This is a genomic window from Streptomyces sp. NPDC107538 (assembly GCF_055657445.1).
Genome location: NZ_JBVKAY010000021.1, coordinates 25,645 through 51,576, shown reverse-complemented (window position 1 = coordinate 51,576; position 25,932 = coordinate 25,645). Strand labels below are relative to the sequence as shown.

Genomic DNA, 25,932 nt, shown 5'->3' with positions numbered 1-25,932 from the left:
GCGACTCGGCAGTCGGTCGCGCGGCACGACTCGGTAAACGATGCGGTCACCGAGCACGGCACCCCCCTACCGCGCCCCGCGCCGGGACCGCCGCGCTCCTTGAGCCCTCCCCCAGGAGCATGTGCTGACGGACCGATGCGGGTGGATGTACAACGATGTAAGACGGTATTGATGGTTGAGCCCGTATGGCAAGACCTCATACCAGGCCTCACGTTTTTGTTGTTGTGTCCGTTACCTGACCTCCCGACCGGATTCTGCCCATCCGCTTCAGCAGTCTGTCGGCCGGTTCGAACAGTTCCGGTCGTGCCAGCACCGCGTTGCGCAGGGCCCGGACCGGTGCCCGGCGGGCCCGGTGTCCGAGCGCCACCGGGTGGCGCCGGGTGACCCACCCCTCCGACACGGAGATCTCCCGGGTCTTCAGGGAATCCTTGTACTGCTTCTGGCCCCGGCCCAGATCCAGGTAGGCGATGCCGTCGGCGGCGCCCTCCTCGGCCATGTGCAGATGCAGCAGCAGCCCCGGCGAGAACCGCGCGAACGCCGGGTCGTACGCCGGGAACCAGCATGTCAGCACCCGCTCGGAGCGCAGCCCGAAATGAGCCGCGGCCGGCTCGCCGTCCGCGTACAGCACGGACAGCTGGCCGGCGAAGGATTCGGTGCGGGTGTGGAAGAGCCGGTGCACCAGCCGGGTGATCCACGGGTGCGCGAAGCGGTCGCTGCGACCCGTCCGCCTGTACTGCGCGGACTTCCAGGCCATCAGCGTGCGCAGGGCCTTCGGGTCACGCTCGTCGTGCACATAGCGCACCTCGTTCACCGCGCGGCCGAGCCTGCGCTCCTTGGCGAACGTCGAGCGGACGAACTTCGGGGAACCGGCCCGCAGTTGGCCGAGATAGGCCTCGTAGCCCTGTTCCAGGTCCATGACCGGGGACGGGAAGGTCCCGGTGACATGGGCCGCGAACGGCGTCTGGCCCTCCGCCAGATGGTCGAACTCCCACACCGCGAGCCCACAGGCCCGCAGCAACTCCTGGGCGTCCCAGGTGAATCCGGGGCGGTGGACCACGCCCTGGCAGTCGGAGAGGCCGAGACCGACGGCTCTGCCCACCCCGACCGGGGTTCTCTGGTACGGGAAGAAGGCCGCCGGTTCGCCGCCCTCCCGGACGACCGCGATCCGCACCCCGCGCCGGCAGCGGCCCACCGCGAGCGCGAACTCCGGGGACAGGAACGGGTTCGCCAGCTCCGGCGCGCCGTGGAGATGGGCCTTCGACTGCAGAGCGGTCCAGGCCGCCCGGTCGGCGGCGGTCAGTTCGCCGGGGCGGTACACACTGATGTCCACGTCTCAGGTCCGTCTTCTCTCCGTACGGCCGCGCATGAGCCGTACCAGACTCGGCAGGAGGACGAGCGAGCTGATCACGGTCACGGCCGTGATCCCACCGGTCATGGACCACGAGTGGGTGGCGATCATGCCCTGGGCGACGAGGAGGTTCACCGCGACCGCGCCCGCGAGGGACGTCACGATCCGGCCGAACGGCTCCAGTCCGCGCAGTACGGCACCGATGGCGGCCCCTGGCGCCACGAGGAGGAAGAACAGGGTGAACGGGCCGCGCAGCACCGAGTCCGCGCCGGCGAACGCGAGCGCCGCGCCGACCCCCGCGACGGCCGCGGCCACGCCCGCCAGCAGTGGCCCGCCACCGTCTGACAGAGACGGCCTGATACCCAAGGTCTGCATGGGCGACTTTGCCCCCCGAAGCGCCGGATGCCGGGCTTCAATGTCGCTCAGCGGGCGCGGGGGAGTCAATACGTCGAGGCGCCCCGCACGCGCCGCCGCCCTTTTCGTCATGCGTCGGCAAAGAAATGCGCCGCGTCATAGAAAGGTTCCCTGGAGGCGACCCGCGCCTCCAGGGAAACTTCCGTTCACAGTCGGACAGTCGGACAGTCGTGCGGTCGATCGGTGTTACGGGACGATCTGCAGCAGGCGGTTCGGGGAGCCGGTGCCGGGGCTGGTGACCTTGCCGGTGACGGCGCCGCCGGTCAGGGCCGTGGCGACCTGGGCCGGGGTGGCCGAGGTGTGGCCGGCCAGATAGACCGCGGCCGCGCCCGCGACGTGCGGGGTCGCCATCGAGGTGCCCGAGATGGTGTTGGTCGCGGTGTCGCTGGTGTACCAGCCGGCCGTGATCGACGAACCCGGGGCGAAGATGTCCAGGATCGCCCCGTAGTTGGAGTAGCTCGCCCGCGCGTCCGTGTTGGTGGTGGCACCGACCGTGATCGCCGAGGCGACACGGGCCGGGGAGTACGAGGAGGCGTTGGCGCTGCTGTTGCCGGCCGCGACCGCGTAGGTCACCCCGCTGGCTATGGAGTTCGCCACGGCCGTGTCGAGCGCGGTGGAGGCACCGCCGCCGAGGGACATGTTGGCGACGGAGGGGCCGCTGTGGTTCGCGGTCACCCAGTCGATGCCCGCGACGACACCGGCCGTGGTGCCCGAGCCGGCGTTGTTGAGCACGCGCACGGCCACGATCTTCGCGGACTTGGCGATGCCGTAGGTCGAGCCCGCGATGGTGGACGCGACGTGGGTGCCGTGGCCGTTGCCGTCCTGGGCCACGGTGTCGCCGTCCACGGCGTCGTAGCCGTTGACCGCCCGGCCGCCGAACTGGGAGTGCGAGATGCGGACGCCGGTGTCGATGACGTACGCGGTCACGCCGCTGCCCGCGCTGTCCGGGTAGGTGTAGGTGCCGGAGAGCGGCAGCGACGCCTGGTCGGAGCGGTCCAGGCCCCAGGGGGCGTTGGTCTGGGTGGCGTCGGCGGTGAAGACCTGGTTCTGCTCGACGGAGGCGATGGCCGGGTCGGCGGCCAGTCTCTTCGCCTCGGTCGCGGAGAGCTCGGCCGCGTAGCCGTTGAGCGCGGTCCTGAAGGTCCGCTTCACCGAGCCGCCGTACTCCTCGACCAGGCCCTTGCCCGCGCTCGACGCGGCCTTGAGGCCCGCGCTCTTCTTGAGCGTGACGATGTAGCTGTCCTTGATCGCGGTGGGGGAGTCGGCCGCGAGCACCTTGCCCTCGGCCGGGGCGGCCTGGGCGGGGAGTGCCGTGAGGCCGCCGAGCAGGGCGGCGGTCGCCAGGGTGGTGACGGCGGCGAGCCGGATGTTCTTGCTCCGCAGGTGTGCCATTACGAGGTGTTCCTCCTCATAGGCGGCGCACGCCATGGGTGGGGGCGCGCGTCTGTGGGGGGTGCGTGCGAGATCGCACTCACGACCGGGAGCGTCGCGTTCCGCTCACGGCTGTAAGCAGACTGGGTGATCCGTCGGGACAGCTCAAGAGAGTTGAGGCGTTGTCATGTTTCTGTCACACGTACGAAATCGAACGGAGGTGGAACGCGGTGGGTACGTTCCCTTGCGAGCGGGAAAGTATTGACATGAACACTTCCGATCAACACGCGTAGTTGCTACGACGGTTGAGGCAGAGATCCTGCTAAAGGGAGGTTCCATGAGACGTTCCCGACTTGCGGCATACATGACCTCGCTCCTCCTCGCCGCCGGCGCCGCCCTCACCGGGGCCGCGACGGCGCAGGCGTCCCAACAGGCCGCCGCCACCGGCTATGTGGCGCTCGGCGACTCCTACTCCTCGGGCGTCGGCGCGGGGAGCTACCTCTCCTCCAGCGGCGACTGCAAGCGCAGCACGAAGGCCTATCCGTACCTCTGGGCCGCCGCCAACGCCCCGTCCTCGTTCGACTTCACGGCCTGCTCGGGCGCCCGAACGGGTGATGTTCTGGCGAGTCAACTGGGGCCGCTCGGCGCGGGCACGGGGCTGGTCTCCGTCTCCGTCGGCGGCAACGACGCCGGCTTCGCCGACGTCATGACCACCTGCGTCCTGCAGTCCGACAGCGCCTGCGTCTCGCGCATCAACACGGCCAAGGCGTACGTCGACTCCACGCTCCCCGGCCGACTCGACCAGGTCTACTCGGCGATCAGCGCGAAGGCACCGGCCGCCCATGTGGTCGTGCTCGGCTACCCCCGCTTCTACCAGCTCGGCGGCACCTGCGCCGGCCTCTCCCAGACCAAGCGCACCGCCATCAACAACGCGGCCGACCACCTGAACACCGCGATCGCCAAACGCGCCGCCGACCACGGTTTCACCTTCGGCGACGTCCGCTCCGCGTTCACCGGGCACGAACTGTGCTCGGGCAGCGCGTGGCTGCACAGCCTCAACCTGCTGAACATCGGCGAGTCGTACCACCCGAAGGCCGCGGGCCAGTCGGGCGGCTATCTGCCGGTGTTCAGGAACGCGGCCTGACGGCTCCGGCCCCGTCCGGGGCCGCGGCCTCGTCGTCGAAGTCGGCGTCGGAGTCGCTGTAGCCGTCAGGGTTCTCCGAGTCGTCGGAGGGGGAGGTCCCGCCCGTGGCCGGGGCCTCCGTCTCGCAGGTCACCGAGAACGCCACCGAGTTGGACTCGACGTCCACCGGACCGCGGACCTCGACACTGATCTCGTCCGCGTAGCTGCCGTTCGTCGAGACGACCACCCGGTCCTGCTTGGTCTTCTCGCCGCCGGCCGCGAACGACAGGGTCTTCCAGCCCTCGTCCTCGACCTCGCCGTCCTTCGCCACCCAGCGGTACTCGACGTCCACGGGGACGCTGCCCACGGTGAACGTCGCTGTGAACGTGGGCACCTCGGCCTCCGCCGGCGGACAGGCCCCGGAGTAGTCCGTGTTCGCGCCCTCCACCGTCACCTCGACCGACTGCGCGGGCGGCTCGGTGGTCGGCTTCTCCTCCTCGGGTGTCCTGGAGGGGGGCTCCTCCTCGGCGCTCGTGCCGTCGCCGCCCGGCTCCTCGCCCGTACCGCCGTCACCGGTCTGCTCGTTCGTGCCGCCCGCCGTGCCCACGCCGTTGGTGGGGTTGCCGTCGTTCCCGCCGTCGTCCTGGTTGACCAGGGCGTACGTCAGTCCCGCGATGGCGAAGGCGATCGCCGCGATACCGGCGACCAGGAAGACCAGGGCCCGGCGGTTGCGGTCCGGCTCGCGGGTCGGCACCGCGGAGGGGCGCGTGGAGGCGGCGGGCGTCGGGTGCGGCGGGGTCGGTGGCCCGAACTCGCCCCTGCCCTGCCCCGGGCTCGTCCCCGGGGTGGGGAACGCGGCCACCGTCGGGCTGTACGGGGTCGTCGCGTCCGCGTGCGGGGTGCCCCCGGCGGCGATGATCCGCAGATCCCGCTCGGCCTGCTCGGCGGGGATCCGCTCGGCCGGATCCTTGCGCAGCAGCCCCTCGATCACCGGGGCCAGCGGACCGGCCCGGTGCGGCGGCGGCAACTCCTCGTCCACGACCGCGCGCAGGGTGCTCAGCGGGGTGTTCTGCCGGAAGGGCGAGTTGCCCTCGACCGCCGCGTACAGCAGCACACCGAGCGACCACAGGTCCGACTCGGGGCCGAACGCCCGGCCGAGCGCGCGCTCCGGGGCCAGGAACTCGGGGGAGCCGATCACCTCACCGGTCATCGTGAGCGCCGAACTGCCCTCGACCGTGGCGATACCGAAGTCGGTGAGGACGACCCGGTCGTCGTTGGACAAGAGCACGTTGGCCGGTTTCACATCCCGGTGCAGCACCCCGGCCTCGTGCGCGGCCCGCAGCGCGGACAGCACCTCCGCGGCGATGTGCGCGGCGCGCTGCGGGGACATCGGACCCTCGGCGTCCAGGGCATCGGCGAGCGACAGCCCGCGCACCAGCTCCATCACGATCCACGGGCGGCCGTCCTCCATGGCCACGTCGTACACCGTGACGACATTGCGGTTGGCGACCCGGGCCGCCGCCCACGCCTCCCGCTCCAGCCGGGCGTACATCCGCTCGACGTCGGCCACCGCGATCCCGCCCGGCGCCCGCACCTCCTTGACGGCGACCTCGCGGTGCAGCACCTCGTCACGGGCCCGCCACACGGTTCCCATGCCGCCCTCGCCGAGCGGGGTCAGCAGCCGGTAGCGGCCCGCGATCACACGTTCACCGCCGGGTTCTTCGGACACGGCCATCCCCCGTCACTCGTATCCACCCGCGCATCGGCCCGGAATCTCCACTCCGTGCGTTTTCTCCCCAAAAGTAGCTCAGCCGAGTGCGGATGTTGCCCCCCTGAACACCAGAACGGCCCCCAGCCCGACGACCAGCAGCGCCGACGCCAGCGGTACGGTCCTGCGCACCAGCGCGGCCGTCGGCCCGCCGAGCCTGCCCTCGCCCCGGTCCATCACCCGCGTCACCCAGCCGCCTGCCTTGACGACGGCGTACCCGGCCGCGGTCAGCGTGAGCGCCAGCCCGATGCCGTACGCCAGCACGAGCAGCAGCCCGAACCAGGCCTTGCCCAGCGCCGCCGCGCCGACCAGCACGACCACGGCCGACGGGCTCGGCACCATGCCGCCCGCGAAGCCGAGCAGGATCGTGCCGCGCAGGGTGGGGGCGGTGGGGTGGGTGTGGGTGAAGCCGCCGTGGGTGTGGGTGACGCCGCCGCCGAAGAGGGAGCGCTTCTGGGCGGGGGCTTCGTCGTGGCTGTGACCGTGGTCGTGGCTGTGGTCGTGTTGGTGGGAGTGACCGTGGTCGTGGGTGTGGGGCTCGGCCGTCTTGTGCTCGTGGGTGTGGGTCGCGACCGACGCGTGGGTGTGGGTGTGTGCGGTGGCCTCGCCGTGCGCGTGGGTGTGTGACGTCGCCTGGGCGAGTACGAGTTCGCGGCTGGGCTCGGGTGCGGGGTCGTGCGTGTGGGTGTGGCCGTCGCTGTGGCTGTGGCTGTGGTCGTGGTCGTGGTGGTGATGACCCTCTTCGTGGTCATGGTCGTGGTCGTGACCATGGGTGTGCCCGTGGTCGTGGTCGTGCTTGTGCCCGTGCGTGCTCGCGTGGGTGAGGGCCAGTTTGCGGTTCAGCCAGGCGCGGCGGGCCAGGGTGATGCCCGCGCCCATCACGAACAGGCCGCTCGCGATGCCCAGCCAGGTGATCACGGACGGGGCGGCGGCGGAGCCGGCCAGGACGAGGAGGCCGAGGGCGACGACGCCCAGGGTGTGGGTGACCGTCACCGACGCGGCCATGGGCAGGACGTCCCGCATCCGGGCCCGGTCGCGCGCGGCGGCCGTCGCGGCCATCAGGGTCTTGCCGTGGCCCGGGCCGAGCGCGTGCATGGCGCCCAGGAACAGGGCGATCCCGAAGGCCAGCGCACCGAAGCCGAGGGTGAGGTCCTGGCTGGAGACCAGGTCGTCGAGGGCCCTGGTCCAGCGGTCCGCGCCGCGCGGCAGGACCGAGGCGCCCGGCGCCGCGTTCTCCCGCTCGTCCAGCGCGGGACCGCCCGGCTCCACCTGGAGGGAGGCATTCGCCGTGTCCTCCGGCGACTGCAGCAACTCGGCCGGGTACCCGGTGAGTTGATGCGAGACCGACTCCTCCGGCACGTCCGACCCGGTCAGCGTCATCCGGTCGCCCCGGGCGGTGACCTCGCGCCAGCCGGGCCCGGAGTCCACGGCCGCGTGGAAGCGTACGTCGGCGGCCCGGTCCGGCAGCGCGGCCGTCAGCCGGCACTCCACCCGCAGCGTCTTCAGCCCTGCCTGGCCCGGGCGTTCCTCGGCCCGGCTCGACTTCAGCGCCACCTCGACGGCGCTTCCGTCGACGGTGACCTCGCTGCCCTCGGCGGCCTTCTCGCACCGCTCCCGGGCCCAACTCTCCTTGCCCTGCCGCTTCACGGCGGGCGCGGCCTGGGTCGCCGGGATCTCCGCCAGGTCCTCGACATGGAAGATCTTCAGCTGTCCGGGGGCGGCGACCAGACCGTCGTAGCGGTTGACGGTGAAGTTGCCGAGCGGGTGGGCGCTGGCGGCCTGGGCGGGGCCGAGGACCAGTGCGCAGGCGGCCACCAGGACCGCCGTGCCGGAGGCGAACACGCGCCGGGGAACGATCACTTGGCGGTCTCCAGAGCCTGCAGTGCCTTCAGGGTCTTTCGGGCCTCGGCCGCGCCGAGCGGCGAGAAACCGGCGTTGAGGTCGAGCGCCGCCTTGAGGGAGGTGCGGGCCTCCTTCTTGTCGCCGGCCGCGTACTCGACCATCCCCCGGTGGTACAGGAACGTGGCGTCCTTGAATCCGGTGGCGGTGGCGCGGCGGGCGTACGGCAGGGCCTCGTCGTCGCGGCCGTTGACGTGCAGCGCCCAGGCGAGGGCGTCCGCGGTGTGGACGGTCTCGCGGCGCTTCCACTCGGCCTCGGCGGCCCGCAGCGCGGCCTTGGTGTCGCCGTGGTCGGCGGCGGCGAGCGCGGTGTCGAGGTCGGCGTTGACGCCGTTGGCGCGGGCGATGGCGGTGTAGGCGTCCACCAGCGCGTACTGGTCCCTCGCCCGCGTCCTGTCGCCCTTCGCCTCGTACAGCTCGCCGAGTACGACGAGGGGGCCGGGCAGCGGGTAGGAGGACACGACCTGCTCCAGGCCGTTGATCGCCTCCGCGCGGTCGCCGCTCGCGGCCTGGGCGCGGGCGCGGCCCTCCAGGGCGGGGAGGTAGGTGTCGTCGGCGCCGAGGGCGCGGGCGTAGTGGTCGAGCGAGGTCTTGTAGTCGCCCTGCTTCCAGGCGAGTTGGCCGAGCTGGGTGGCCACGTAGGCGATGTCGCCCCGGGTGGCCGCCGAACGGAGGGCCTGTTCCAGGACGCGCCGGGCGGTCTTCACGTCGCCGCGCAGCTCGTACACGTAGGCGTACCGGGTGAAGACGGGGATGCCGGGGCGGCGGGCGTCGGCGAGCTTGACGGCCTTCAACGCGTCGTCGTAGCGGCCGAGTTCGACCAGCGCGTCGACGCGGCTGCACAACGCCCGTTCGCTGTACGGGTTCTCCTTCAGCGCCTTGTCCGCGAACCGCAGGGCGTCCTCGAACTCGTGGCGGGCTGCGGCGAGCGCGGCGAGGCCGGCGAGCGCCGGGTCGTTGTCCGGCCGCAGCTTCAGCGAGCGCTCCAGGGCCTTCTCGGCCTGCGGGTAGCGGGACGGGTCGCCCTTCACCCGGGCCTGCTCGACATAGGCGAGGCCGAGCGTGGACCAGGAGCCGAAGTCCCTGGGCTGTTCCTTGAGATGGGCCTGCAACCGCTCGACCGCCGTGTCGAGATCGCCCCCGGCGAGCTGCGCCGCCGAGACCCCCGGCGAGGACGACATGGCCACCGTCCGCCCGTCGTCCTTGGCCCCCAGCGCCACCGCGAACCCGGTGAACGCGACGGCCAGCGCCGCCGCACACGCGCCGACCCGCACCAGCCGCCGCCGCGCCGACTCGGCCACGGGCGCGGGCCGACGACCGCGCCCGGCACCGGCACCGGTCCCGGGTTCCGGTCCCGCCTCGCTCCTCGACGCGGGACCGGACCCGACGACGTCGCCTCCGGCTTCGGCGCCGGCCAGGGAACCGACGTCGGCCACGGAAGCGGAACCCGCTGGGGACTTGGACCCGGGGCCACCCCCGGCGCCGGACGCCGACTCGGACGTGGCGACGCCGTCTCCGGCGTCGGACTCGGCGTCCGTCTCGACGCCGGCCCCGGCCCCGGTGCCGTGCGCGGCCCCGGGTTCGGAATCGTGTCCGGAGCCGCGCTCGGCGGCGGCCTCAGGAGGGGACTCGATGCCGGCCCCGGGGTCGGCATCGGAGTCGGACCCGGCTTCGGACTCGGCCCCGGTGCCGTGCGCGGCCCCGGGTTCGGAATCGTGTCCGGAGCCGCGCTCGGCGGCGGCCTCAGGAGGGGACTCGACGCCGGACCCGGAGTCGGACCCGGGGCCGGGCGCGGTGTCCGACTCCGTGAGGTCGGGAACGTCGGTTTCGGGAGCCCCCTCGTCGGGGCGCGGGCGCCCGTCGTGCGACGCGCTCTCGTTCGTACGCGGGGACATGCCCTCTCCTCAACATCCTTGCCGAGTGCGGTGATCGTGGTCGTGGGGCGCGGCCCGCGCCGTGGGGGATGGATACGAGCGGGCCGCGCCGGTCACGGGGACCGGGCCCAATGGGGGAGGGCCCGGTCGGGTGGCCCGCTGGTCGGCGGACGGCCTGACCGCGGGCGGGCCGGCCTAGTAGTAGGCGCGGTCGTTCCGACGGCGCCACCACAGCAGACCGGAGCCGATCAGCAGGACACCGGCCGCGCCGGCACCCGCCGAGGCGGCGATCAGCGTGGTGTCGTCGGTGCCGCTCTCGACACCGCCGCCGAGCGCGCTGCGGACGTTGTTCGTGGTGTTGCCCTTGACGGTCTTGCCGCGCGAACCGGCCGTCGGCAGACCGACGTACGGGAAGGACTTGCCGAACTTCTTGTCGTTCTTGTCGACCGCGTCACCCAGGTCGTTCGGGGCGTCGACCAGCTCGCCCTCGACGACCTGCAGCGCGATGTCGATCACGTCGTCGGTGAGCCGGCGACCGTTCGGGAAGCCCTGGTTGTCACCGTCCAGCACACCGAGCCGCTTCGGCTTCTTGGTGGGCTCGATGGAGGTGTTGAGGCGCAGCTGCTCCGACGGGGTCACGTGCGGCGGCTGGTTGAGGCCCTCGACACCCTTGAGGAAGACGTCGACGAGGTCGTTGCGCGGCTCGGCCGGCGCCGGGATCTTGTAGATCGCCTCGATGAGCTTGGGCAGCTCGGGCTCGGTGACGTTCTTCAGGAACTGCGCGTCGTCCACCGGCGAGGACGCGTTGAACTCGTCCTTGTCGCCGATGGGGTTGACGACCTCGTTCACCAGCGGCATGCCGAGGCGCGACACCTGGCGGTACTGGCCGTCGGCGCCCGCGCGCTGGGTGGTCGACCAGATGCCGACGATCGGCTGGTCCTTGGACTGGACCAGCGCCTCGCTCGGGATCTGCAGGGCGATCGAGTTGACGTTGTAGCCCTTGAGCGTGTCCCGCCCGACCTCGGAGAGGTCACCGCCGTACAGCAGGTCGAAGACGCGCAGGTCCAGGAAGAACGGGTCGTCGGCCTGACCGGCGTACGTGGTCACCCCGCTCGCCGTCTTGTACACCGCCTCGTCGCGCAGCTTCTTGAAGTCCGGCATCGACGCCTTGCCGACGTTCGACGGCGCCACCCACACATCGTCGGCGAGCTGTGTCTTGGAGACCGCCTTGCGGTTCTTGAGCTTGATCAGCTCGATGTCGTAGGTCTGCGTGATGTTCAGGTCCGGGTCGTCGAGGCTCTCCACGACGCCCGTGTTGTACAGGAAGGTCTTGTCGTTCTTCGTCTTCGTCTCGAACGTGTACCGGAAGATCAGGTCTTCCTGCGCGTCGCCGTCCTGGTCGACACGGATGTCGTACTGCGCGTCCTCGGAGAAGGTGAAGAAGTTCGGTCCGCCCGCGGGCTCCTCGAAGGGGATCCAGTTCGCGATGACCGTGGTCGTGTCCGGCGCGTCCGGGCTGACGAACGCGTACACGTCGGTGTTGTCGAACTGGGGCTCCCCGGAGATCAGCGGAGCCTCACGGTGGCTGGAAGCGGAGGCTGTCCCCGGTTCGAGCACGGTCACGCCGGCGGCTGCGAGCCCTCCGGCGGCCAGCGAAGCACAGATGAGGGAGGCGATGCTCCGCCGTCCCGAGCCGCTCCTGGAAGTAGGTGTCGTCATGCCGTCCGTCCTCTGTCCCAACTTGCCTGACGAACGCCATTCGGTGCGGTCGGCAGGGTGGATTGGTCGAATCCCAAACGTTCTTACGGCGCGTTTGAAAGGTTGTTTCAGCGGAGAGCGACATTCGTTGATCCGATGTTCGGATCGTCGGCCCGATCGGTCGGTCCGATCGGTCGACCGGAGACCCGCGTTTTGGGCAGTCTGATCCGTAACCCATCCGGGAGGTGGGTCGGTTGCGAATGCCTTACGCGCGGGGATGGCCGTGCTCGGCCGGAGGCGAGGGGGAGCGAGTGGAGGCGGACAAGCTTCTGGTCCGGGTGGCCGGAGGCGACCAACGGGCGTTCGAGGAGCTGTACGTACTGGTGTCCGGCCCGGTGTTCGGGCTGGTCCGCCGGGTCGTGCGGGACCCCGCGCAGTCGGAGGAGGTGGCTCAGGAGGTGCTGCTCGAACTCTGGCGTTCCGCGGGCCGGTTCGACCCCTCCCGCGGCAGCGCGCTCTCCTGGATACTCACCCTCGCGCACCGGCGCGCGGTCGACCGGGTGCGCAGCGCCCGCGCCGCCACCGAGCGCGAGCAGCGCGAGGGGCGCCGCAACCACCACCCCGCCTTCGACCAGGTCGCCGAGGAGGTCGAGGCCGGCCTCGAACGCCAGTGGGTGCGCCACTGCCTGGAGAAGCTCACCACCCTCCAGCGCGAGTCCGTCACCCTCGCCTACTACGACGGCTACACCTACCGAGAAGTGGCCGAACGGCTCGCACTGCCGCTCGGCACGGTCAAGACCCGTATGCGCGACGGACTCACACGGCTGCGCGAATGCCTGGGAGGAGTCGCATGAGCGCCCTGATCGGCCGGCCCGGGGGAGGTGCCGGGTGAGCCTGTTCCGTCGCGAGGACCCCCACTCGCTCGCCGCCCCTTACGCGCTCGACGCCCTGGAGCCCGACGAGCGGCGTCGCTTCGAGAAGCACCTGGAGCGCTGCGACCGCTGTCCCGCCGAGGTGCGTGCCCTGTCCGAGGACGCGGTCCGCCTCGCCTGGTCGACGGCCGCCCCGGCGCCCGCGGCGCTGCGCGACCGGGTCTTCGCCGCCGTACGCAACACACCCCAGGAGAACCGGTCCTGGAGCGCGCAGCCGGAGCGGGACCGGCATCTGCCCCGGCATGTGTGGGGCACCGAGCCGCCGCCGAAGGCGCGCGCCCGTGCGCCCCGGCTGCGCTCTTTCCTCGTCCCGCTGTCCACCGTCACGGCCGCCGCCGCGCTCGTCGTGGCGTCCCTGTTCGCCGTGCAGGCCGACCGCAGCCGGGACGAACTGGCCGCCGAGCGCGCCCAGGCCAGTGAGATCGCCCACGTTCTCGCCGCGCCGGACGCCCGGGCGACCAGTGACCGGGACACGGAGGGCCATCGAATCGGAGTGATCGCTTCCGCGGAGGAGGGGAGCGCGATCGTGACCCTCGGCGGATTCGAGGACCTCCCGAAGGACCGGGTGCATCAACTGTGGCTCATGCGCCCCGACGTGCAACCACGCTCCCTCGGGCTCTTCGTCGGCGACACGCCCTTGGTCACGAGCGGAATGAACACCGACGCGACGTCACTCGCGGTGACCGTCGAACCCGACGGTGGATCAGCGCAACCCACCAGCCAGCCAGTTGTCCAACTCGCCCTGGAATCGGTCGGATTCGGAGAGTAGTCAACAACCCTGTCACGGGGTAGAGGAAGAGTGGGACCGTGATTCCCGAGTGCTCCAACGGGGCGATATGGTTACGCTGCCCGGGCCGGGTGGACTCGTACGGGTGGGGAGTGACATGGAACAGATAGCAGTGCGCAGGGCGCGAGTCCCTGCGATCACGTGCGGGAGCAGCGCGACCAGTTCGCGTCTCGACCGCCATCTCTCGGTGCTGAGCGGTCCCGCGGTGCCGCAGCGCGAGGCGGCCGAGGCGACCTCGCTGATGCGTGAGCTGACGTCACGTTCCCCGCAGGAGCGCAGCAACCGCAAGGACACGCGCGTCGGCCGGGTCAAGCTGTTCGCACCCCTGAAGAGGCTGCGCCGCTCGCTGTTCGGCAGCCGCTAACACGCACCCCAGCACCAAGGGCTCATCCAAGCAGGAGGGCCCGCGCTCAGGCGACCACACCGTCCCGGCGCAGCGCTGCGATCTCCTCGTCCGTCATCCCCGCGGCACGCAGCAGCGACCCGGTGTGCTCCCCGAGTGCGGGCACCGCACCCATCCGCGCCTCGTCCCCGCCCGGCAGCGTGATCGGCGGCAGCAACGCCCTGAGCGGCCCCACCGGTGACCCCACCTCCCGCCACCGGTCCCGAGCCGCCAACTGCGGATGCTCCGCCACCTCGGTGACATCCCGTAGCCGCGCACAGGCGATCCCCGCCGCCTCCAGCCGCGCCAGCGCCTCATCGGTGCCCAGCACCCCGAGTGCCGTCCCGACCAGCTCGTCCGTACGGTCCCGGTGCTCGACCCGCGCAGGATTCGTCGCGAACGCCGGATCGTCCGCCAACTCCGCGCGCCCCAGCACCTGTTGGGCGAGCCGTCGCCACTCCCGGTCGTTCTGCACCGACAGCAGCACCCGCCCGCCGTCCGCCGTGGCATAGGCGTCGTACGGCGCGATCACCGCGTGCCCGAGCCCGGTGCGCGCCGGCGCGGCCCCGTCGTGCATCGCGTGGTGCAGCGGGTGCCCCATCCACTCGGCCAGCGCCTCCAGCATCGACACCTCCACCAGCCCGCCCCGCCCGGTCGTGCCCCGCCGGACGAGCGCCGCGAGCACCCCCGAGAACGCGTACATCCCGGCGGCGATGTCCGCCGCCGGGATGCCCGCCTTCACCGGCCGCTCCGGCGTCCCCGTCACCGACACCAGCCCGGCCTCGCACTGCACGAGCATGTCGTACGCCCGCTTGTCCGCGTACGGCCCCGACGCCCCGTATCCCGAGATGTCCACCGCGATCAGCCGGGGGTGCGCGGCGCACAGCGTGGCGGCGTCCAGGCCGAGCCGGGCCGCCGCCCCGTGCGCGAGGTTCTGCACGAACACATCAGCGTCCGCCACCAGCCGCCGGACGACCGCCAGGCCCCGCGGGTCCTTCAGGTCCAGCGCCAGGGACTCCTTGCCCCGGTTGCACCACACGAAGTGCGAGGCCAGACCCCGGGCGGCCGTGTCGTAGCCACGGGCGAAGTCACCGCCGTCCACCCGCTCCACCTTGATCACCCGGGCACCGAGATCGGCGAGCTGACGCGTGGCGAAGGGCGCCGCGACGGCCTGCTCGACGGCGACGACGGTGAGGCCGTCGAGGGGCAGGGGGTCGGCGGTGCGGGGGAGTGGACGCATGCCGTGGATCATGTCCCCGCCGGGGCGCGCTTGTCACCAGGGAGTGCCGTGTGTCACCTGCCCCGAAGGCGCGCCCCGGGGTCGGGCGGGGTTCCGGCCCGTCCCCCGAACGGGCCGGAGGTCATCTGGACCCGGACGCGTACGTGCGGACCGCGAGCGGGGCGAACACCGCGAGCAGGGTGGCGCACCACAGCAGCGACCCGGCGACGGGATGGGCCACCGGCCAGGCGGCCTCCGTCGGCACGGGCGCGTTCCCGAAGAGGTCGCGCAGGGCCGTGGCGACGGCGCTGATCGGGTTCCACTCGGCGACCGTGCGCAGCCAGCCGGGCAGCCCCTCGGTGGGGATGTACGCGCTGGACAGCAGCGGCAGCAGGAACGTGGCGCCGCCCAGCTGCCCGGCCGCCTCCTCGTTGCGGGTCAGCAGGCCCAGGAAGATCCCGATCCACACGCACGCGAACCGGAACAGCAGCAACAGCCCGAACGCACCGGCCGCCGCGAGCGCGCCCCCCTCGATCCGCCAGCCCACCGCGAGCCCGACCAGCAGGAACGGCACCGTCCCGGCGGCCGTGACGAGCACATCCGCCAGCGCCTGCCCGAGCGGCACGGCGGCCCGGCTCATCGGCAGGGTGCGGAAGCGGTCCATCACGCCCCGGTGCGTGTCCACCGCGGCCTGGAACATCCCGGTCATGATCCCGCCGGCCGCCGTCGCCACCAGCAGCCCCGGCACCAGGAACCGCCGGTACTCCTCGCCCGGCACGGCGAGCGCGCTGCCGAAGACGTACCCGAAGAACAGCAGCATCGAGATCGGCATGACCTGGGTGAGGATCAGCAGCCCCGGGTTGTTCCGCACCCGCCGCAGCTGCCGGCCCAGCATCGCCGTGCCGTCGTACGCCAACGCGCTCATGCCGCACGCTCCTTGAGGTTCACCGGACCGGCCGTCAGCCGGAGGAAGACGTCGTCGAGGGTCGGCGGGCGCAGGCTCGCGTCGACCAACGGCACACCCGCCGCGTCGAGTTCACGCACCAGCCGGGGGAGCGTGAGCGTCGGGTCCAGCGTCACCGCGCCCACCGCGTTCCGCTCGTGGTCGAACGAGGGCTCCGCACCGGCGAGTTGGTCGAGGACACCGGCCGCCCCGGTCAGCGCGTCCGGGTGCGCGACGACGACCTCCGCGTACGAGCCGATGAGCGCCTTGAGCTGGGGCGGCGAGCCGCTGTGCGCGATCCGGCCCCGTTCCATCAGCACGATCCGGTCGGCGAGTTGATCGGCCTCCTCCAGATACTGCGTGGTCAGCAGCACGGTCGTGCCCTCCGCCTTCAGGGCGCGCACGGCGTCCCAGATCTGGTTGCGGCTGACCGGGTCAAGCCCGGTGGTGGGCTCGTCGAGGAAGAGCACGGCTGGGCGGCGGATCAGGCTCGCCGCGAGGTCGAGGCGGCGGCGCATCCCGCCCGAGTAGGTGGAGGCCGGCCGGTCGGCGGCCTCGGTCAGGCCGAAGCGGTCGAGGAGTTCGCCCGCGCGGGCCGCCGTGTCGCGGACCCGGTGCAGCCGCGCGAACAGACGCAGGTTCTGCCGCCCGGTCAGGTCGCCGTCCACCGACGCGTACTGCCCGGTCACCCCGATCGCCCGCCGGACCGCGCCCGGCTCTCGCACCAGGTCGTGGCCCGCGATCCGGGCGGAGCCCGCGTCCGGCCGCAGCAGCGTCGCCAGCAGCCGGACGGCCGTCGTCTTGCCCGCCCCGTTCGGGCCGAGCATCCCCACCACCGTCCCCTCCGCCACCGCCAGATCCAGGCCGCGGACGGCATGGACGTCCCCGAAGGTCTTCTCCAGACCTTCACTAAGTACGGCGTACGTAGTAGTCATGGAGCGACCATAGCGCACTACGTACGCTGTACGTAACTAGGATGGTGGCCGAGGTGATGATCGATGGCTGGCCGAGCGGCCGAACCCGAAGTGATCTGGGCGCGCCCCGAGCGCACCGGCCGAGGCCCGCGGCCCGCGTTCAGCCGCGCGGACATCGCGGCGGCGGCCGTGCGGCTCGCCGACGCGGGCGGGCTGGACGCGGTGTCCATGCGGCATGTGGCGGCCGAGCTGGGCTGCGGCACGATGTCGCTCTACAACTACGTGCCGCGCAAGGAGGACCTGTACGAGCTGATGGTCGACGCGGTCGGGGGCGAGCACGAGCTGTGGGAGCCCGGCGGGGACTGGCGCGGCGACATGCGCCGGGTGGCCCACCAGACGCGGGCCCTGCTGCGCCGGCACCCCTGGATGCCGCGGCTGATGTCGCCCGTCTACGGCTTCAGCCCCAACGGGCTGCGGTATCTGGAGCACTGCATGGCCTGCATGGACTCGCTCGACGCGCCGTACGGCACGAAGATGCAGCTGCTCGCGATGGTGAACGGGTGTGTGACGACGTACGTCGCGAACGAGCTGGCGACGGCCGAGCGGGTGCGGTCACTGCCGTGGTCGGAGGAGCGGGAGAACGCGGTGCGCATCGCGTATCTCGGGGGGCAGATCGCGAGCGGGGCGTATCCACGGCTGGCCGCGGCGTTCATGGAGGACTCGGGGCCGATCGATCTGGACGCCGCGTTCGAGTGGATGCTGGGGAGGGTGCTGGACTCGTTCGCGCCGTGACCGGGACCCACACTGCCTCACAACAGCGTGAACTGGCCCTCCGGGCCCTCCTCGTGGTGGTCCAGGACCGAGGCGGGTGCGCGGGACGCGTCCGGGACCGGGAGGACGCCCGCCTCGCGCAGGTCGGCCGTGGTGAGGGGTGCCTCCACGGTCGACTCGTCCTGCCCCGGCCGTAGTTCCGCCAGCAGGGCCAGCACGGTGATCAGCTCCAGCAGCTCGGAGGTCCAGGGCTGGGGCCAGGTCGTGGGCCGGATCGCCTCCAGCGTGCCGGGCTCGGCGGCCTCCGTCCGGCGGTTGAACCACTCCTCCAGGACACGGACGCCGCCGACGTGGAAGTCCCAGGCCTCGGCGGGGACGGGCGAGATACGGCCGTCGCCCATGAGAAGGCTCTCCTCCTCGCGGTCGTAGAGGAGTTCGAGGGGGCGGGAGGGGAGCGGGGCACGGACGTAGGGGCGCCGGCCGCCGGGGAGTTTGGGGCGGTCGCCGTCCCGGAGCGACAGCCAGAGGATGCGACGGCCCCGTTCGACGCCGTGGGACCAGACGTCCGGGTCGGTGGGGAGGGGGACCTCGACACGGTTCGGGCCGGGCCGCGCGGCCACCAGGATCCAGGCGAGGACGTCGACGGGGTCGACGGGGCCGCTGCCGAGGCGTTCGCCGAGGTACTCCGGCAGGCCCGGCGCGAGGTTGGGCTCCACCCCGCCCGGCCGCCGGTACAGCGGGCGTACGCGGCCGACACGCGGGCCGCGCGGCGGGGGCAGCGGCAGCGGCAGGACGGGGGAGGCGAGCAGGACCGGGCCCGGGGACTCGGGGGCGGCCGTCTGCTCGACCACGAAGACCTGCCGCTCGTCCGCCACCCGCCACAGCTCGGGACGGGCGGAGTCGATCAGACGGTGGTCGGGGATGAGCCACTGCTCGTCGAACGGGGCGGCCAGGATCCTTACGGGCTCCGGACAGGGCCCCGACTCACGGGCCAGCCGCCCGGTGCCGCTGGACTGCCCCGGCAGCTGGGTCACCGCGGAGGTGAGCGTACGGGACCGGGTCGGGCCGAACAGGGCCTCACGGTCCGGCCCCTCCGCCTTCACCAGAGCGTCCCAGCGGGCCTTGAGGGAGGCCGCGTCGGGCCCCGTCGGCCACCCCCGGCCCAGCCGTGGCGGTGCGACGGACCACGGCATGAGGTCCGCGAGCAGCGGAGCGTCGTCGGGCGTCACGCTGGGCATCGTACGACCTCGTCCGTCGGGCAGCGCCCTGAAGGGGCGCGGGGGACTGCGCGACCGGCCGCGATGGCGCCGCGGACGATCGAGGCCCCTCGCGGCACTTCCGGCGGAGCGCTCAGTGCGCGTCGAGGGTCACGGTGAAGGAGAAGCGGTCGCCTCGGTAGTGGATGACCGCCACGTCCAGGACGCGCCCGGAGTCGTCGTACGTGACGCCCGTGTAGTGGAGGATCGGGCTGAGGAGCGGGACCCGGAGGAGACGCGCGGTCTCCGGGTCGGCGATCCGGGCCTCGACGGTGTCGGTGATCCGGCTGATGCCCACCCCCACCACATCCCGCAGGACCTTGGTCATCGGCCAGCGCAGCAGAGCGTCACGGTCGATGCGCTCGGCCAGCTCGGGGCGGACGTAGTTGCGCGCGTGGTTGGTCGGCTCGCCCGTCCGCTCGTCGCCGCGCAGCCGGTGGTATGTGGCCACCTCGGTCAAGTCGGGGAAGTACTCGGAGAGTTCACCCGACAGGGGGGTGGTGCCCTGGTCCAGCAGCTCGGTCGTCATCCCGGACTGCTGCGCCACGATCGCGTCCACCGAACCGAGGAGCCGTACCGGCGAACCCCGCCGCGCGCTCGGCTCGATGAACGTTCCGCGCCGGCGGTGCCGGGTGATCAGCCCCTCGCCCTCCAGCTCCTTCAACGCCTGCCGCATGGTCAGCACGCTCACCCCGTAGTGCCCGGCCAACTGCTCCTCGGTCGGCAGCCGCAGCGGATCCTGGGCCGACCGGCCGAGTATCGAGGCGCGCAGGGACTGCGACACCTGGTACCAGAGCGGCAGTTTGCGGTTCAGGACGAGCGAGTCCGGAGCGAAGGAGGTCATGACGGAATCCGTACCCGGCCCGGCGCGTTCAGCGCAACGGGCCGAAGTGGCGCTGGAGTCCGGACCACACCTCGTCGTACCCCCGCTGAAGGTGCTCCGCGTGGGCCGCCTGCGCGGTCGTGAGGATCGGCCAGCGCGTCTCGAACATGAACGCGAGCCCGTCGTCCACCCGCTGCGGCCTCAGCTCCGCCGCGCTCGCCCGGTCGAAGGTCTCCCGGTCCGGTCCGTGCGCCGACATCATGGGGTGCAGCGAGCCGCCACCGGGTACGAAGCCCTCCGCCTTCGCGTCGTACGCGCCCTCGATCAGGCCCATGTACTCGCTCATCACGTTCCGGTGGAAGTACGGCGGCCGGAAGGTCTCCTCACCCACCAGCCAGCGCGGCGCGAACACCACGAAGTCCACCCCCGCCAGACCGGGGGTGTCGCTCGGCGAGGTCAGCACCGTGAAGATCGACGGGTCCGGGTGGTCGTACGAGATCGTCCCGATGACATTGAAACGGCGCAGGTCGTAGACGTACGGCGTGTGGTTGCCGTGCCAGGCGACCACATCGAGCGGGGAGTGGTCGTAGGTGGCGGTCCACAGGTTGCCGCAGTACTTGTTCACCACCTCCACCGGGCCCTCGACGTCCTCGTACGCGGCCACCGGCGCCCGGAAGTCACGGGCGTTCGCCAGGCCGTTGGCGCCGATCGGGCCGAGGTCGGGGAGGCGGAAGGGGGCGCCGTAGTTCTCGCAGACGTAGCCGCGGGCGGTGCCGTTCAGGAGGTCGACGCGGAAGCGGACGCCCCGGGGGATCAGGGCGATCTCGCCGGGCTCGGCGTGCAGCAGACCGAACTCCGTGCGCAGCAGGAGGCCGCCGCGCTCCGGGACGATCAGCAGCTCGCCGTCCGCGTCGCCGAAGACCCGCTCCATGCCGGAATTGGCGTGATACAGGTGCACCGCCATGCCCGAGCGTTGCGCCGCGTCGCCGTTGCCCCCCAGGGTCCACAGGCCGCCGAGGAAGTCGGTGCCCGCCGGGGGCTCCGGCAGGGGGTTCCAGCGCAGCCGGTTGGGGTCGGGGACCGTCTCGGTGAAGGGCGCCGTGCGCAGCGTGCCGTTGTCCGCGCGCGTGAACGCCGGGTGGGCGGCCGAGGGGCGGATCCGGTAGAGCCAGGAGCGGCGGTTGTGGGCCCTCGGTTCGGTGAAGGCGGTACCGCTGAGCTGCTCCGCGTACAGGCCCAGCGGGGCGCGCTGCGGGGAGTTGCGGCCGTGCGGCAGGGCGCCCGGGACCGCCTCCGAGGCGTGTTCGTTGCCGAAACCGGTGACGTACTCCAGCCCCTCGGCCGTCTTCCTGGCGTCCCCGCTCATGCCCGCTCCCTCGCGATCCCGATTCCTATGCTTCACCGTAGGATTCGGCCGCCACGCGCGCAAGGGCACGGCGGGAGCGTGACAAGGGCACACGACGACAACCGGACGCCCACGGGACGTCCACAGATCGGGTGCATCGGACGGAGCGGGAGAACCGGACCGCCGGGAGATCCGTCCTGTCAGTGCGGTGCTCTAGTCTCCCGGCAAGCTGTGGTCGCGCGGATGTTCGCTGTCCGTGTCGCTCCACCAGTGAGCGGGATCGGCGGTAGTGCCCGTACTGATATTCGGACAGTTCATCGGACCTCGGCGGAAAGGCATCATGAAGCCCGTGTCCCAGGCGACCTCCCTGCGCCGCGCGCCCGTGCAGCGGCGCAGTGCCGAACGACTGACCAGGATCCTCGACGCCTGCGCCGACCTCCTCGACGAGGTGGGGTACGACGCGCTGAGCACCCGTGCCGTGGCGCTGCGCGCGGGTGTGCCCATCGGCTCCGTCTACCGCTTCTTCGGCAACAAGCGCGCGATGGCCGACGCGCTCGCCGAACGCAATCTGGACCGGTTCACCGACCGGGTCACCCGCCGCCTCCAGGCGACCGGCGGCCGGGACTGGCGCACCGCGATGGACGCCGTCCTCGACGAGTACCTCGACATGAAGCGCAACGCCCCCGGCTTCGCCCTCATCGACTTCGGCAACCAGATCCCCGTCGGCGGGCGCCGCCAGGAGCCCAACCACCGCGTCGCCGACCGGCTCTCCGACCTGCTCTCCGCGTTCATCGACCGCACCCCGGACGAGGATCTGCGCCGTACCTTCCTCATCGCCGTCGAGACCGCCGACACCCTCGTCCACCTGGCCTTCCGTGTCTCCCCTGAGGGCGACGCCCGGGTCATCCAGGAGATGCGGGAGCTGCTGCGGGCGTATCTGGCACGGGTGCTGGACTGACACCGGGCCGGACCCGGCCACGAGAGCGCGCCGTGCCGGGGGTCTCGTGATCGCGGCTGCCAAAGCTGTGCGGCTTCCAAGGCTTCGCGATTTCCCGACAAGACCCCCGGCACCCCCTCCCCGTGGTGCATACCGCTCGGTATGCTCGGCCTCGGTGCCGCGTGCCTCCTGGTGCGCGGCCCCCGTCCGAGCGTCACCGTCGCCGCCGCCCCTCCGGGAGGACCCGTGTCCACCACCACCGACTCCCGCACCGCCCTGCGGATCTGCCCCCTCTGCGAGGCGACCTGCGGGCTCACCCTGACCATCGAGGGCACCCGGGTGACCAAGGCGCGCGGCGACCGGGACGACGTGTTCAGCAAGGGGTTCATCTGCCCGAAGGGCGCCTCCCTGGGCGCGGCCGACGGCGACCCGGACCGGTTGCGCACCCCACTGGTCCGCAGGGACGGCGAACTGCGGGAGGCCACCTGGCAGGAGGCCTTCGACGCCGTCGCCGCCGGCATCCGGCCCGTCGTCGAGGCCCACGGGCCCAACGCCGTCGGTGTCGTCCTCGGCAACCCGAACGTCCACACCGTGGCCGGCGCCCTCTACCCGCCCGTCCTGCTCGCCGGACTCGGCACCCGCAGCCTCTTCACCGCCTCCACGGTCGACCAGATGCCCAAGCACGTCTCCAGCGGCCTGCTCTACGGCGACGCCCACGCCATCCCCGTACCCGACCTGGACCGCACCGACCATCTGCTGCTCCTCGGCGCCAACCCGCTGGAGTCCAACGGCAGTCTGTGCACCGCCCCCGACTTCCCCGGCAAGCTCAAGGCCCTCAAGGCGCGCGGCGGCACCCTCACCGTCGTCGACCCGCGCACGACCCGTACGGCCAAGCTCGCCGACCGGCATGTGGCGATCCGCCCCGGCACGGACGCGCTGCTGCTCGCGGCGATGACGTACGTCCTCTTCGAGGAGGACCTCGTCGACCTGGGACACCTCGCCCCGCATGTGCAGGGCGTCGAGGAACTGGCCGCCACCGTAAGGGAGTTCACGCCCGAGGCGGTCGCCGACGCCTGTGACGTCGACGCGGACACCGTCCGCGCGCTGGCCCGCGAACTGGCCGCCGCGCCCACCGCCGCCGTATACGGCCGCATCGGCAGCTGCACCGTCCCGCACGGTACCCTCGCCAGCTGGCTGGTCGACGTCCTCAACATCCTCACCGGCAACCTCGACCGGCCCGGCGGCGCGCTCTTCCCGCAGTCCGCCACCGACAAGACGCCCCGGCCCGCCGGCCCCGGCCACGGCTTCGCGCTCGGCCGCTGGCACAGCCGGGTCGGCGGCCACCCCGAGGCCAAGGGCGAACTGCCGCTGTCCGCGCTCGCCGAGGAGATCGACACCGCCACCCCCGAGGGCGCCCCGATCCGCGCCCTCGTCACGATCGCCGCCAACCCGGTGCTCTCCGCCCCCGACGGCGACCGCCTCGACAAGGCCCTCGACTCCCTGGACTTCATGGTCAGCGTCGACCCCTATCTGGGCGAGACCGCCCGCCACGCCGACGTCGTCCTGCCGCCGCCCCCGCCCTCCCAGGCCCCGCACTACGACTTCGCGCTCAACACCCTGGCCGTCCGCAACCAGGTCCGCTACAACCGCGCCGCCGTCCCCCTGGAGGACGGCCGCATGGCCGAGACGGAGATCCTCGCGCGCCTCGTCCTCGCCGCCACCGGCATGCACGGCGCCGACCCCTCCGCCGTGGACGACCTGGTCATCAGCCAGACCCTCGGCAAGGCCGTGAAGGAGGCCCACTCACCCGTCCACGGCCGCGACCCCAAGGAACTCGCCGCCCTGCTCACGGGCGACACCGGCCCCGAGCGCCGCCTCGACCTGATGCTCCGCCTCGGCCCGTACGGCGACGGCTTCGGCGCCGACCCGGAGGGCCTGACCCTCGCGAAGGTGCTCGCCCACCCGCACGGCATCGACCTCGGACCGCTGAAGCCACGGCTGCCGCAGCCGCTGAAGACGGTCAGCGGCAAGATCGAGCTGCTCCCGCGGCCGATCGCCGACGACCTGCCGAGGCTCCACACCGCCCTCCGGGAGCGCCCCGACGGCCTGGTCCTCATCGGCCGCCGCCACCTCCGCTCCAACAACAGCTGGCTGCACAACATCCCCGCCCTCACCGGCGGCACCAACCGCTGCACCCTGCACCTCCACCCCGACGACGCGAGCCGCCTCGGCCTCGCCGACGGGGACGCCGTACGCGTCAAGGGCGCCGGGGGAGAGGTCACCGCTCCCGTCGAGGTCACCGACGTCGTACGCCGTGGTGTCGTGAGCCTTCCGCACGGCTGGGGACACGACCGTCCCGGCACCCGGATGAGCCACGCGGCGATCGACCCCGGAGTCAACGTCAACCAGCTCCTCGACGGCTCCCTGCTCGACCCGCTGTCGGGCAACGCGGTCCTCAACGGCATCCCCGTGGAGCTGGCCCCAGTCACCGCCCGAGCAGGCGCAACGCTGTGACCTGGAGTTCTGCTCTTATTGCTCGCATGTCAACGTCTTGTTAAGGCTTGTGGGCCCGCCCTAACGTCGTCGCACCGCCGGTGCCCTGGTGGGAGTTCAAGGGCGAACGTTAGGTATCCACATGTTGACCATCCTCGGCTTCGCCATGATCGCGACCTTCCTGGTCCTGATCATGATGAAGAAGATGTCGCCGATCGCGGCGCTCGTACTGATCCCCGCGCTCTTCTGCGTGTTCGTCGGAAAGGGAGCCCATCTCGGCGACTACGTCATCGAGGGGGTGGGCAACCTCGCGCCCACCGCCGCGATGCTGATGTTCGCCATCGTCTACTTCGGCCTGATGATCGACGTGGGTCTCTTCGACCCGATCGTCCGGGGCATCCTGAAGTTCTGCAAGGCCGACCCGCTGCGCATCGTCGTCGGCACGGCCCTGCTCGCCGCGATCGTCTCCCTGGACGGCGACGGCTCGACCACCTTCATGATCACCGTCTCGGCGATGTACCCGCTGTACAAGCGCCTGAAGATGAGCCTGGTCGTGATGACCGGTGTCGCCGCCACCGCCAACGGCGTGATGAACACGCTGCCCTGGGGCGGCCCGACCGCCCGCGCCGCCACCGCGCTCAAGCTCGACGCCGGCGACATCTTCGTCCCGATGATCCCCGCGCTCCTCGTCGGTCTGCTCTTCGTCTTCGTCCTCGCCTACTTCCTCGGCCTGCGCGAGCGCAAGCGCCTCGGGGTGCTGAGCCTCGACGAGGTGCTGGAGCAGGAGAAGATCCTCAAGGACACCGACGGAGACGAGGCGAAGTCCGCGACCGAGGAGACCGTCCTGGTCGCCGCCGGCGGCTCCGCCGCCTCCGCCGCGGGTTCCGGCGCCGGTGACGACAAGGGCCGTACGGCGAAGACCACGGGCGGCGCGGGCTCCGGCACCGACGCCGATGCCGAGGACGACGACGAGGACGACGCCCGCCTCCAAGGCCTGGACCCCAACCGCCCGACGCTGCGCCCCAAGCTGTACTGGTTCAACGCACTGCTCACGGTCGCGCTGCTCACCGCCATGATCATGGAGTTGCTGCCGATCCCGGTGCTCTTCCTGCTCGGCGCCGCGCTCGCCCTGACGGTCAACTTCCCCCACATCCCCGACCAGAAGGAACGGCTCGCCGCCCACGCGGACAACGTCCTCAACGTCTCCGGGATGGTCTTCGCCGCCGCCGTCTTCACCGGCGTCCTCCAGGGCACCGGCATGGTCGACTCGATGGCGAAATGGATCGTCGACGGCATCCCCGGCGGCATGGGCCCGCACATGGCCCTCGTCACCGGCTTCCTGAGCCTGCCGCTCACCTACTTCATGTCCAACGACGGCTTCTACTTCGGTGTCCTGCCGGTCCTCGCCGAGGCCGGTGCCGCGCACGGGGTGTCGCCGCTGGAGATCGCCCGCGCCTCCCTCGTCGGCCAGCCGCTGCACATGTCCAGCCCGCTGGTGCCCGCCGTGTACGTGCTCGTCGGTATGGCGAAGGTCGAGTTCGGCGACCACACGAAGTTCGTGGTGAAGTGGGCGGCGGCGACCTCGCTGATCATCCTGGCGGCGGGCGTGCTGTTCGGCATCATCTGAGCCGTGCG

Annotated in this window: 21 protein-coding genes; 8 read left to right on the top strand and 13 right to left on the bottom strand. The window is 71.9% G+C overall.

What is annotated here, in order from left to right:
* Positions 1 to 208: 208 nt before the first annotated feature.
* The 3 genes from ACZ7MG_RS40425 to ACZ7MG_RS40415 form a co-directional block, all read right to left on the bottom strand.
* A complete protein-coding gene (locus ACZ7MG_RS40425; RefSeq protein WP_471395110.1) occupies positions 209 to 1,330 on the bottom strand; it encodes a GNAT family N-acetyltransferase in 1,122 nt (373 codons plus the stop codon).
* A gap of 3 nt (positions 1,331 to 1,333) precedes the next feature.
* A complete protein-coding gene (locus ACZ7MG_RS40420) occupies positions 1,334 to 1,663 on the bottom strand; it encodes a hypothetical protein (protein WP_471395108.1) in 330 nt (109 codons plus the stop codon).
* Between the two features lie 285 nt (positions 1,664 to 1,948).
* Complete coding sequence (locus tag ACZ7MG_RS40415; RefSeq protein WP_471395106.1) at positions 1,949 to 3,154, bottom strand: S8 family peptidase; 1,206 nt, start codon at positions 3,152 to 3,154, stop codon at positions 1,949 to 1,951.
* 316 nt (positions 3,155 to 3,470) lie between these two features.
* Here ACZ7MG_RS40415 and ACZ7MG_RS40410 point away from each other — a divergent pair, with 316 nt between their 5' ends.
* The gene (locus ACZ7MG_RS40410; protein ID WP_471395104.1) at positions 3,471 to 4,277 is read left to right on the top strand and encodes an SGNH/GDSL hydrolase family protein; all 807 of its coding nucleotides are present in this window, start codon (positions 3,471 to 3,473) and stop codon (positions 4,275 to 4,277) included.
* Here ACZ7MG_RS40410 and ACZ7MG_RS40405 read toward each other — a convergent pair.
* The 4 genes from ACZ7MG_RS40405 to ACZ7MG_RS40390 all read right to left on the bottom strand — a co-directional run bounded on the left by ACZ7MG_RS40405 (position 4,261) and on the right by ACZ7MG_RS40390 (position 11,516).
* Positions 4,261 to 5,991 carry a serine/threonine-protein kinase gene (locus ACZ7MG_RS40405; protein WP_471395102.1) on the bottom strand — a complete coding sequence of 577 codons (1,731 nt, stop codon included), beginning with the start codon at positions 5,989 to 5,991 and terminating at the stop codon, positions 4,261 to 4,263. The genes ACZ7MG_RS40410 and ACZ7MG_RS40405 overlap by 17 nt on opposite strands.
* A 72-nt stretch (positions 5,992 to 6,063) precedes the next feature.
* The gene (locus tag ACZ7MG_RS40400; protein ID WP_471395100.1) at positions 6,064 to 7,884 is read right to left on the bottom strand and encodes a HoxN/HupN/NixA family nickel/cobalt transporter; all 1,821 of its coding nucleotides are present in this window, start codon (positions 7,882 to 7,884) and stop codon (positions 6,064 to 6,066) included.
* The gene (locus tag ACZ7MG_RS40395; RefSeq protein WP_471946690.1) at positions 7,881 to 9,818 is read right to left on the bottom strand and encodes a tetratricopeptide repeat protein; all 1,938 of its coding nucleotides are present in this window, start codon (positions 9,816 to 9,818) and stop codon (positions 7,881 to 7,883) included. The genes ACZ7MG_RS40400 and ACZ7MG_RS40395 overlap by 4 nt, the downstream gene beginning before the upstream one ends.
* 174 nt (positions 9,819 to 9,992) lie before the next feature.
* The gene (locus ACZ7MG_RS40390) at positions 9,993 to 11,516 is read right to left on the bottom strand and encodes a DUF4331 domain-containing protein (RefSeq protein ID WP_471395096.1); all 1,524 of its coding nucleotides are present in this window, start codon (positions 11,514 to 11,516) and stop codon (positions 9,993 to 9,995) included.
* Positions 11,517 to 11,806: 290 nt separating this feature from the next.
* On the opposite strand from ACZ7MG_RS40390, the gene ACZ7MG_RS40385 reads away from it, so the two are divergent.
* The 3 genes from ACZ7MG_RS40385 (at position 11,807) to ACZ7MG_RS40375 (ending at position 13,578) form a co-directional block, all read left to right on the top strand.
* Entirely contained in the window at positions 11,807 to 12,349 is a 543-nt protein-coding gene (locus ACZ7MG_RS40385) for a sigma-70 family RNA polymerase sigma factor (RefSeq protein ID WP_471395094.1), read from the top strand.
* 34 nt (positions 12,350 to 12,383) lie between these two features.
* Positions 12,384 to 13,196: an anti-sigma factor gene (locus ACZ7MG_RS40380; protein ID WP_471395093.1), complete on the top strand. Its 813-nt coding sequence runs from the start codon at positions 12,384 to 12,386 to the stop codon at positions 13,194 to 13,196.
* Between the two features lie 115 nt (positions 13,197 to 13,311).
* The gene (locus ACZ7MG_RS40375) at positions 13,312 to 13,578 is read left to right on the top strand and encodes a hypothetical protein (protein WP_471395092.1); all 267 of its coding nucleotides are present in this window, start codon (positions 13,312 to 13,314) and stop codon (positions 13,576 to 13,578) included.
* A 46-nt stretch (positions 13,579 to 13,624) separates the two neighbouring features.
* Here ACZ7MG_RS40375 and ACZ7MG_RS40370 read toward each other — a convergent pair whose 3' ends face one another.
* The 3 genes from ACZ7MG_RS40370 to ACZ7MG_RS40360 all read right to left on the bottom strand — a co-directional run bounded on the left by ACZ7MG_RS40370 (position 13,625) and on the right by ACZ7MG_RS40360 (position 16,693).
* On the bottom strand, positions 13,625 to 14,848 hold the full coding sequence (locus tag ACZ7MG_RS40370) for a CaiB/BaiF CoA transferase family protein (RefSeq protein ID WP_471395090.1): 1,224 nt from the start codon (positions 14,846 to 14,848) through the stop codon (positions 13,625 to 13,627).
* A 109-nt stretch (positions 14,849 to 14,957) separates the two neighbouring features.
* On the bottom strand, positions 14,958 to 15,740 hold the full coding sequence (locus ACZ7MG_RS40365) for an ABC transporter permease (protein ID WP_471395089.1): 783 nt from the start codon (positions 15,738 to 15,740) through the stop codon (positions 14,958 to 14,960).
* Positions 15,737 to 16,693, bottom strand: coding sequence for an ATP-binding cassette domain-containing protein (locus tag ACZ7MG_RS40360; RefSeq protein WP_471395087.1), 957 nt, complete (start codon positions 16,691 to 16,693; stop codon positions 15,737 to 15,739). The genes ACZ7MG_RS40365 and ACZ7MG_RS40360 overlap by 4 nt, the downstream gene beginning before the upstream one ends.
* 63 nt (positions 16,694 to 16,756) lie before the next feature.
* Here ACZ7MG_RS40360 and ACZ7MG_RS40355 point away from each other — a divergent pair, with 63 nt between their 5' ends.
* Positions 16,757 to 17,464: a TetR/AcrR family transcriptional regulator gene (locus ACZ7MG_RS40355; protein WP_471395086.1), complete on the top strand. Its 708-nt coding sequence runs from the start codon at positions 16,757 to 16,759 to the stop codon at positions 17,462 to 17,464.
* A 17-nt stretch (positions 17,465 to 17,481) separates the two neighbouring features.
* Here the strand turns inward: ACZ7MG_RS40355 and ACZ7MG_RS40350 are convergent, their stop codons facing one another.
* The 3 genes from ACZ7MG_RS40350 to hmgA all read right to left on the bottom strand — a co-directional run bounded on the left by ACZ7MG_RS40350 (position 17,482) and on the right by hmgA (position 20,888).
* Complete coding sequence (locus ACZ7MG_RS40350) at positions 17,482 to 18,681, bottom strand: type ISP restriction/modification enzyme (protein WP_471395084.1); 1,200 nt, start codon at positions 18,679 to 18,681, stop codon at positions 17,482 to 17,484.
* Positions 18,682 to 18,793: 112 nt separating this feature from the next.
* Positions 18,794 to 19,543, bottom strand: coding sequence for a GntR family transcriptional regulator (locus ACZ7MG_RS40345; RefSeq protein WP_471395082.1), 750 nt, complete (start codon positions 19,541 to 19,543; stop codon positions 18,794 to 18,796).
* Between the two features lie 28 nt (positions 19,544 to 19,571).
* A complete protein-coding gene (hmgA, locus tag ACZ7MG_RS40340; protein ID WP_471395080.1) occupies positions 19,572 to 20,888 on the bottom strand; it encodes a homogentisate 1,2-dioxygenase in 1,317 nt (438 codons plus the stop codon).
* 319 nt (positions 20,889 to 21,207) lie between these two features.
* Between hmgA and ACZ7MG_RS40335 the strand changes: the two genes are divergently transcribed.
* The 3 genes from ACZ7MG_RS40335 to ACZ7MG_RS40325 all read left to right on the top strand — a co-directional run bounded on the left by ACZ7MG_RS40335 (position 21,208) and on the right by ACZ7MG_RS40325 (position 25,924).
* On the top strand, positions 21,208 to 21,825 hold the full coding sequence (locus ACZ7MG_RS40335) for a TetR/AcrR family transcriptional regulator (RefSeq protein WP_086756958.1): 618 nt from the start codon (positions 21,208 to 21,210) through the stop codon (positions 21,823 to 21,825).
* A 225-nt stretch (positions 21,826 to 22,050) separates the two neighbouring features.
* Positions 22,051 to 24,318 (top strand): molybdopterin oxidoreductase family protein, encoded by a 2,268-nt coding sequence (locus ACZ7MG_RS40330; RefSeq protein WP_471395079.1) that lies wholly within the window; start codon positions 22,051 to 22,053, stop codon positions 24,316 to 24,318.
* A gap of 121 nt (positions 24,319 to 24,439) precedes the next feature.
* The gene (locus ACZ7MG_RS40325) at positions 24,440 to 25,924 is read left to right on the top strand and encodes a CitMHS family transporter (RefSeq protein ID WP_471395078.1); all 1,485 of its coding nucleotides are present in this window, start codon (positions 24,440 to 24,442) and stop codon (positions 25,922 to 25,924) included.
* The last annotated feature ends 8 nt before the right edge of the window (positions 25,925 to 25,932 follow it).

Excerpts from the sequence above, each read along its gene's own strand:
- ACZ7MG_RS40415 (WP_471395106.1), bottom strand. The coding sequence starts at position 3,154 with ATGGCACACCTGCGGAGCAAGAACATCCGGCTCGCCGCCGTCACCACC.
- ACZ7MG_RS40410 (WP_471395104.1), top strand. The coding sequence starts at position 3,471 with ATGAGACGTTCCCGACTTGCGGCATACATGACCTCGCTCCTCCTCGCC.
- ACZ7MG_RS40405 (WP_471395102.1), bottom strand. The coding sequence starts at position 5,991 with ATGGCCGTGTCCGAAGAACCCGGCGGTGAACGTGTGATCGCGGGCCGC.
- ACZ7MG_RS40395 (WP_471946690.1), bottom strand. The coding sequence starts at position 9,818 with ATGTCCCCGCGTACGAACGAGAGCGCGTCGCACGACGGGCGCCCGCGC.
- ACZ7MG_RS40390 (WP_471395096.1), bottom strand. The coding sequence starts at position 11,516 with ATGACGACACCTACTTCCAGGAGCGGCTCGGGACGGCGGAGCATCGCC.
- ACZ7MG_RS40375 (WP_471395092.1), top strand. The coding sequence starts at position 13,312 with ATGGAACAGATAGCAGTGCGCAGGGCGCGAGTCCCTGCGATCACGTGC.
- ACZ7MG_RS40370 (WP_471395090.1), bottom strand. The coding sequence starts at position 14,848 with ATGATCCACGGCATGCGTCCACTCCCCCGCACCGCCGACCCCCTGCCC.
- ACZ7MG_RS40365 (WP_471395089.1), bottom strand. The coding sequence starts at position 15,740 with ATGAGCGCGTTGGCGTACGACGGCACGGCGATGCTGGGCCGGCAGCTG.
- ACZ7MG_RS40360 (WP_471395087.1), bottom strand. The coding sequence starts at position 16,693 with ATGACTACTACGTACGCCGTACTTAGTGAAGGTCTGGAGAAGACCTTC.
- ACZ7MG_RS40355 (WP_471395086.1), top strand. The coding sequence starts at position 16,757 with ATGGCTGGCCGAGCGGCCGAACCCGAAGTGATCTGGGCGCGCCCCGAG.
- ACZ7MG_RS40350 (WP_471395084.1), bottom strand. The coding sequence starts at position 18,681 with ATGCCCAGCGTGACGCCCGACGACGCTCCGCTGCTCGCGGACCTCATG.
- ACZ7MG_RS40345 (WP_471395082.1), bottom strand. The coding sequence starts at position 19,543 with ATGACCTCCTTCGCTCCGGACTCGCTCGTCCTGAACCGCAAACTGCCG.
- hmgA (WP_471395080.1), bottom strand. The coding sequence starts at position 20,888 with ATGAGCGGGGACGCCAGGAAGACGGCCGAGGGGCTGGAGTACGTCACC.
- ACZ7MG_RS40335 (WP_086756958.1), top strand. The coding sequence starts at position 21,208 with ATGAAGCCCGTGTCCCAGGCGACCTCCCTGCGCCGCGCGCCCGTGCAG.
- ACZ7MG_RS40325 (WP_471395078.1), top strand. The coding sequence starts at position 24,440 with ATGTTGACCATCCTCGGCTTCGCCATGATCGCGACCTTCCTGGTCCTG.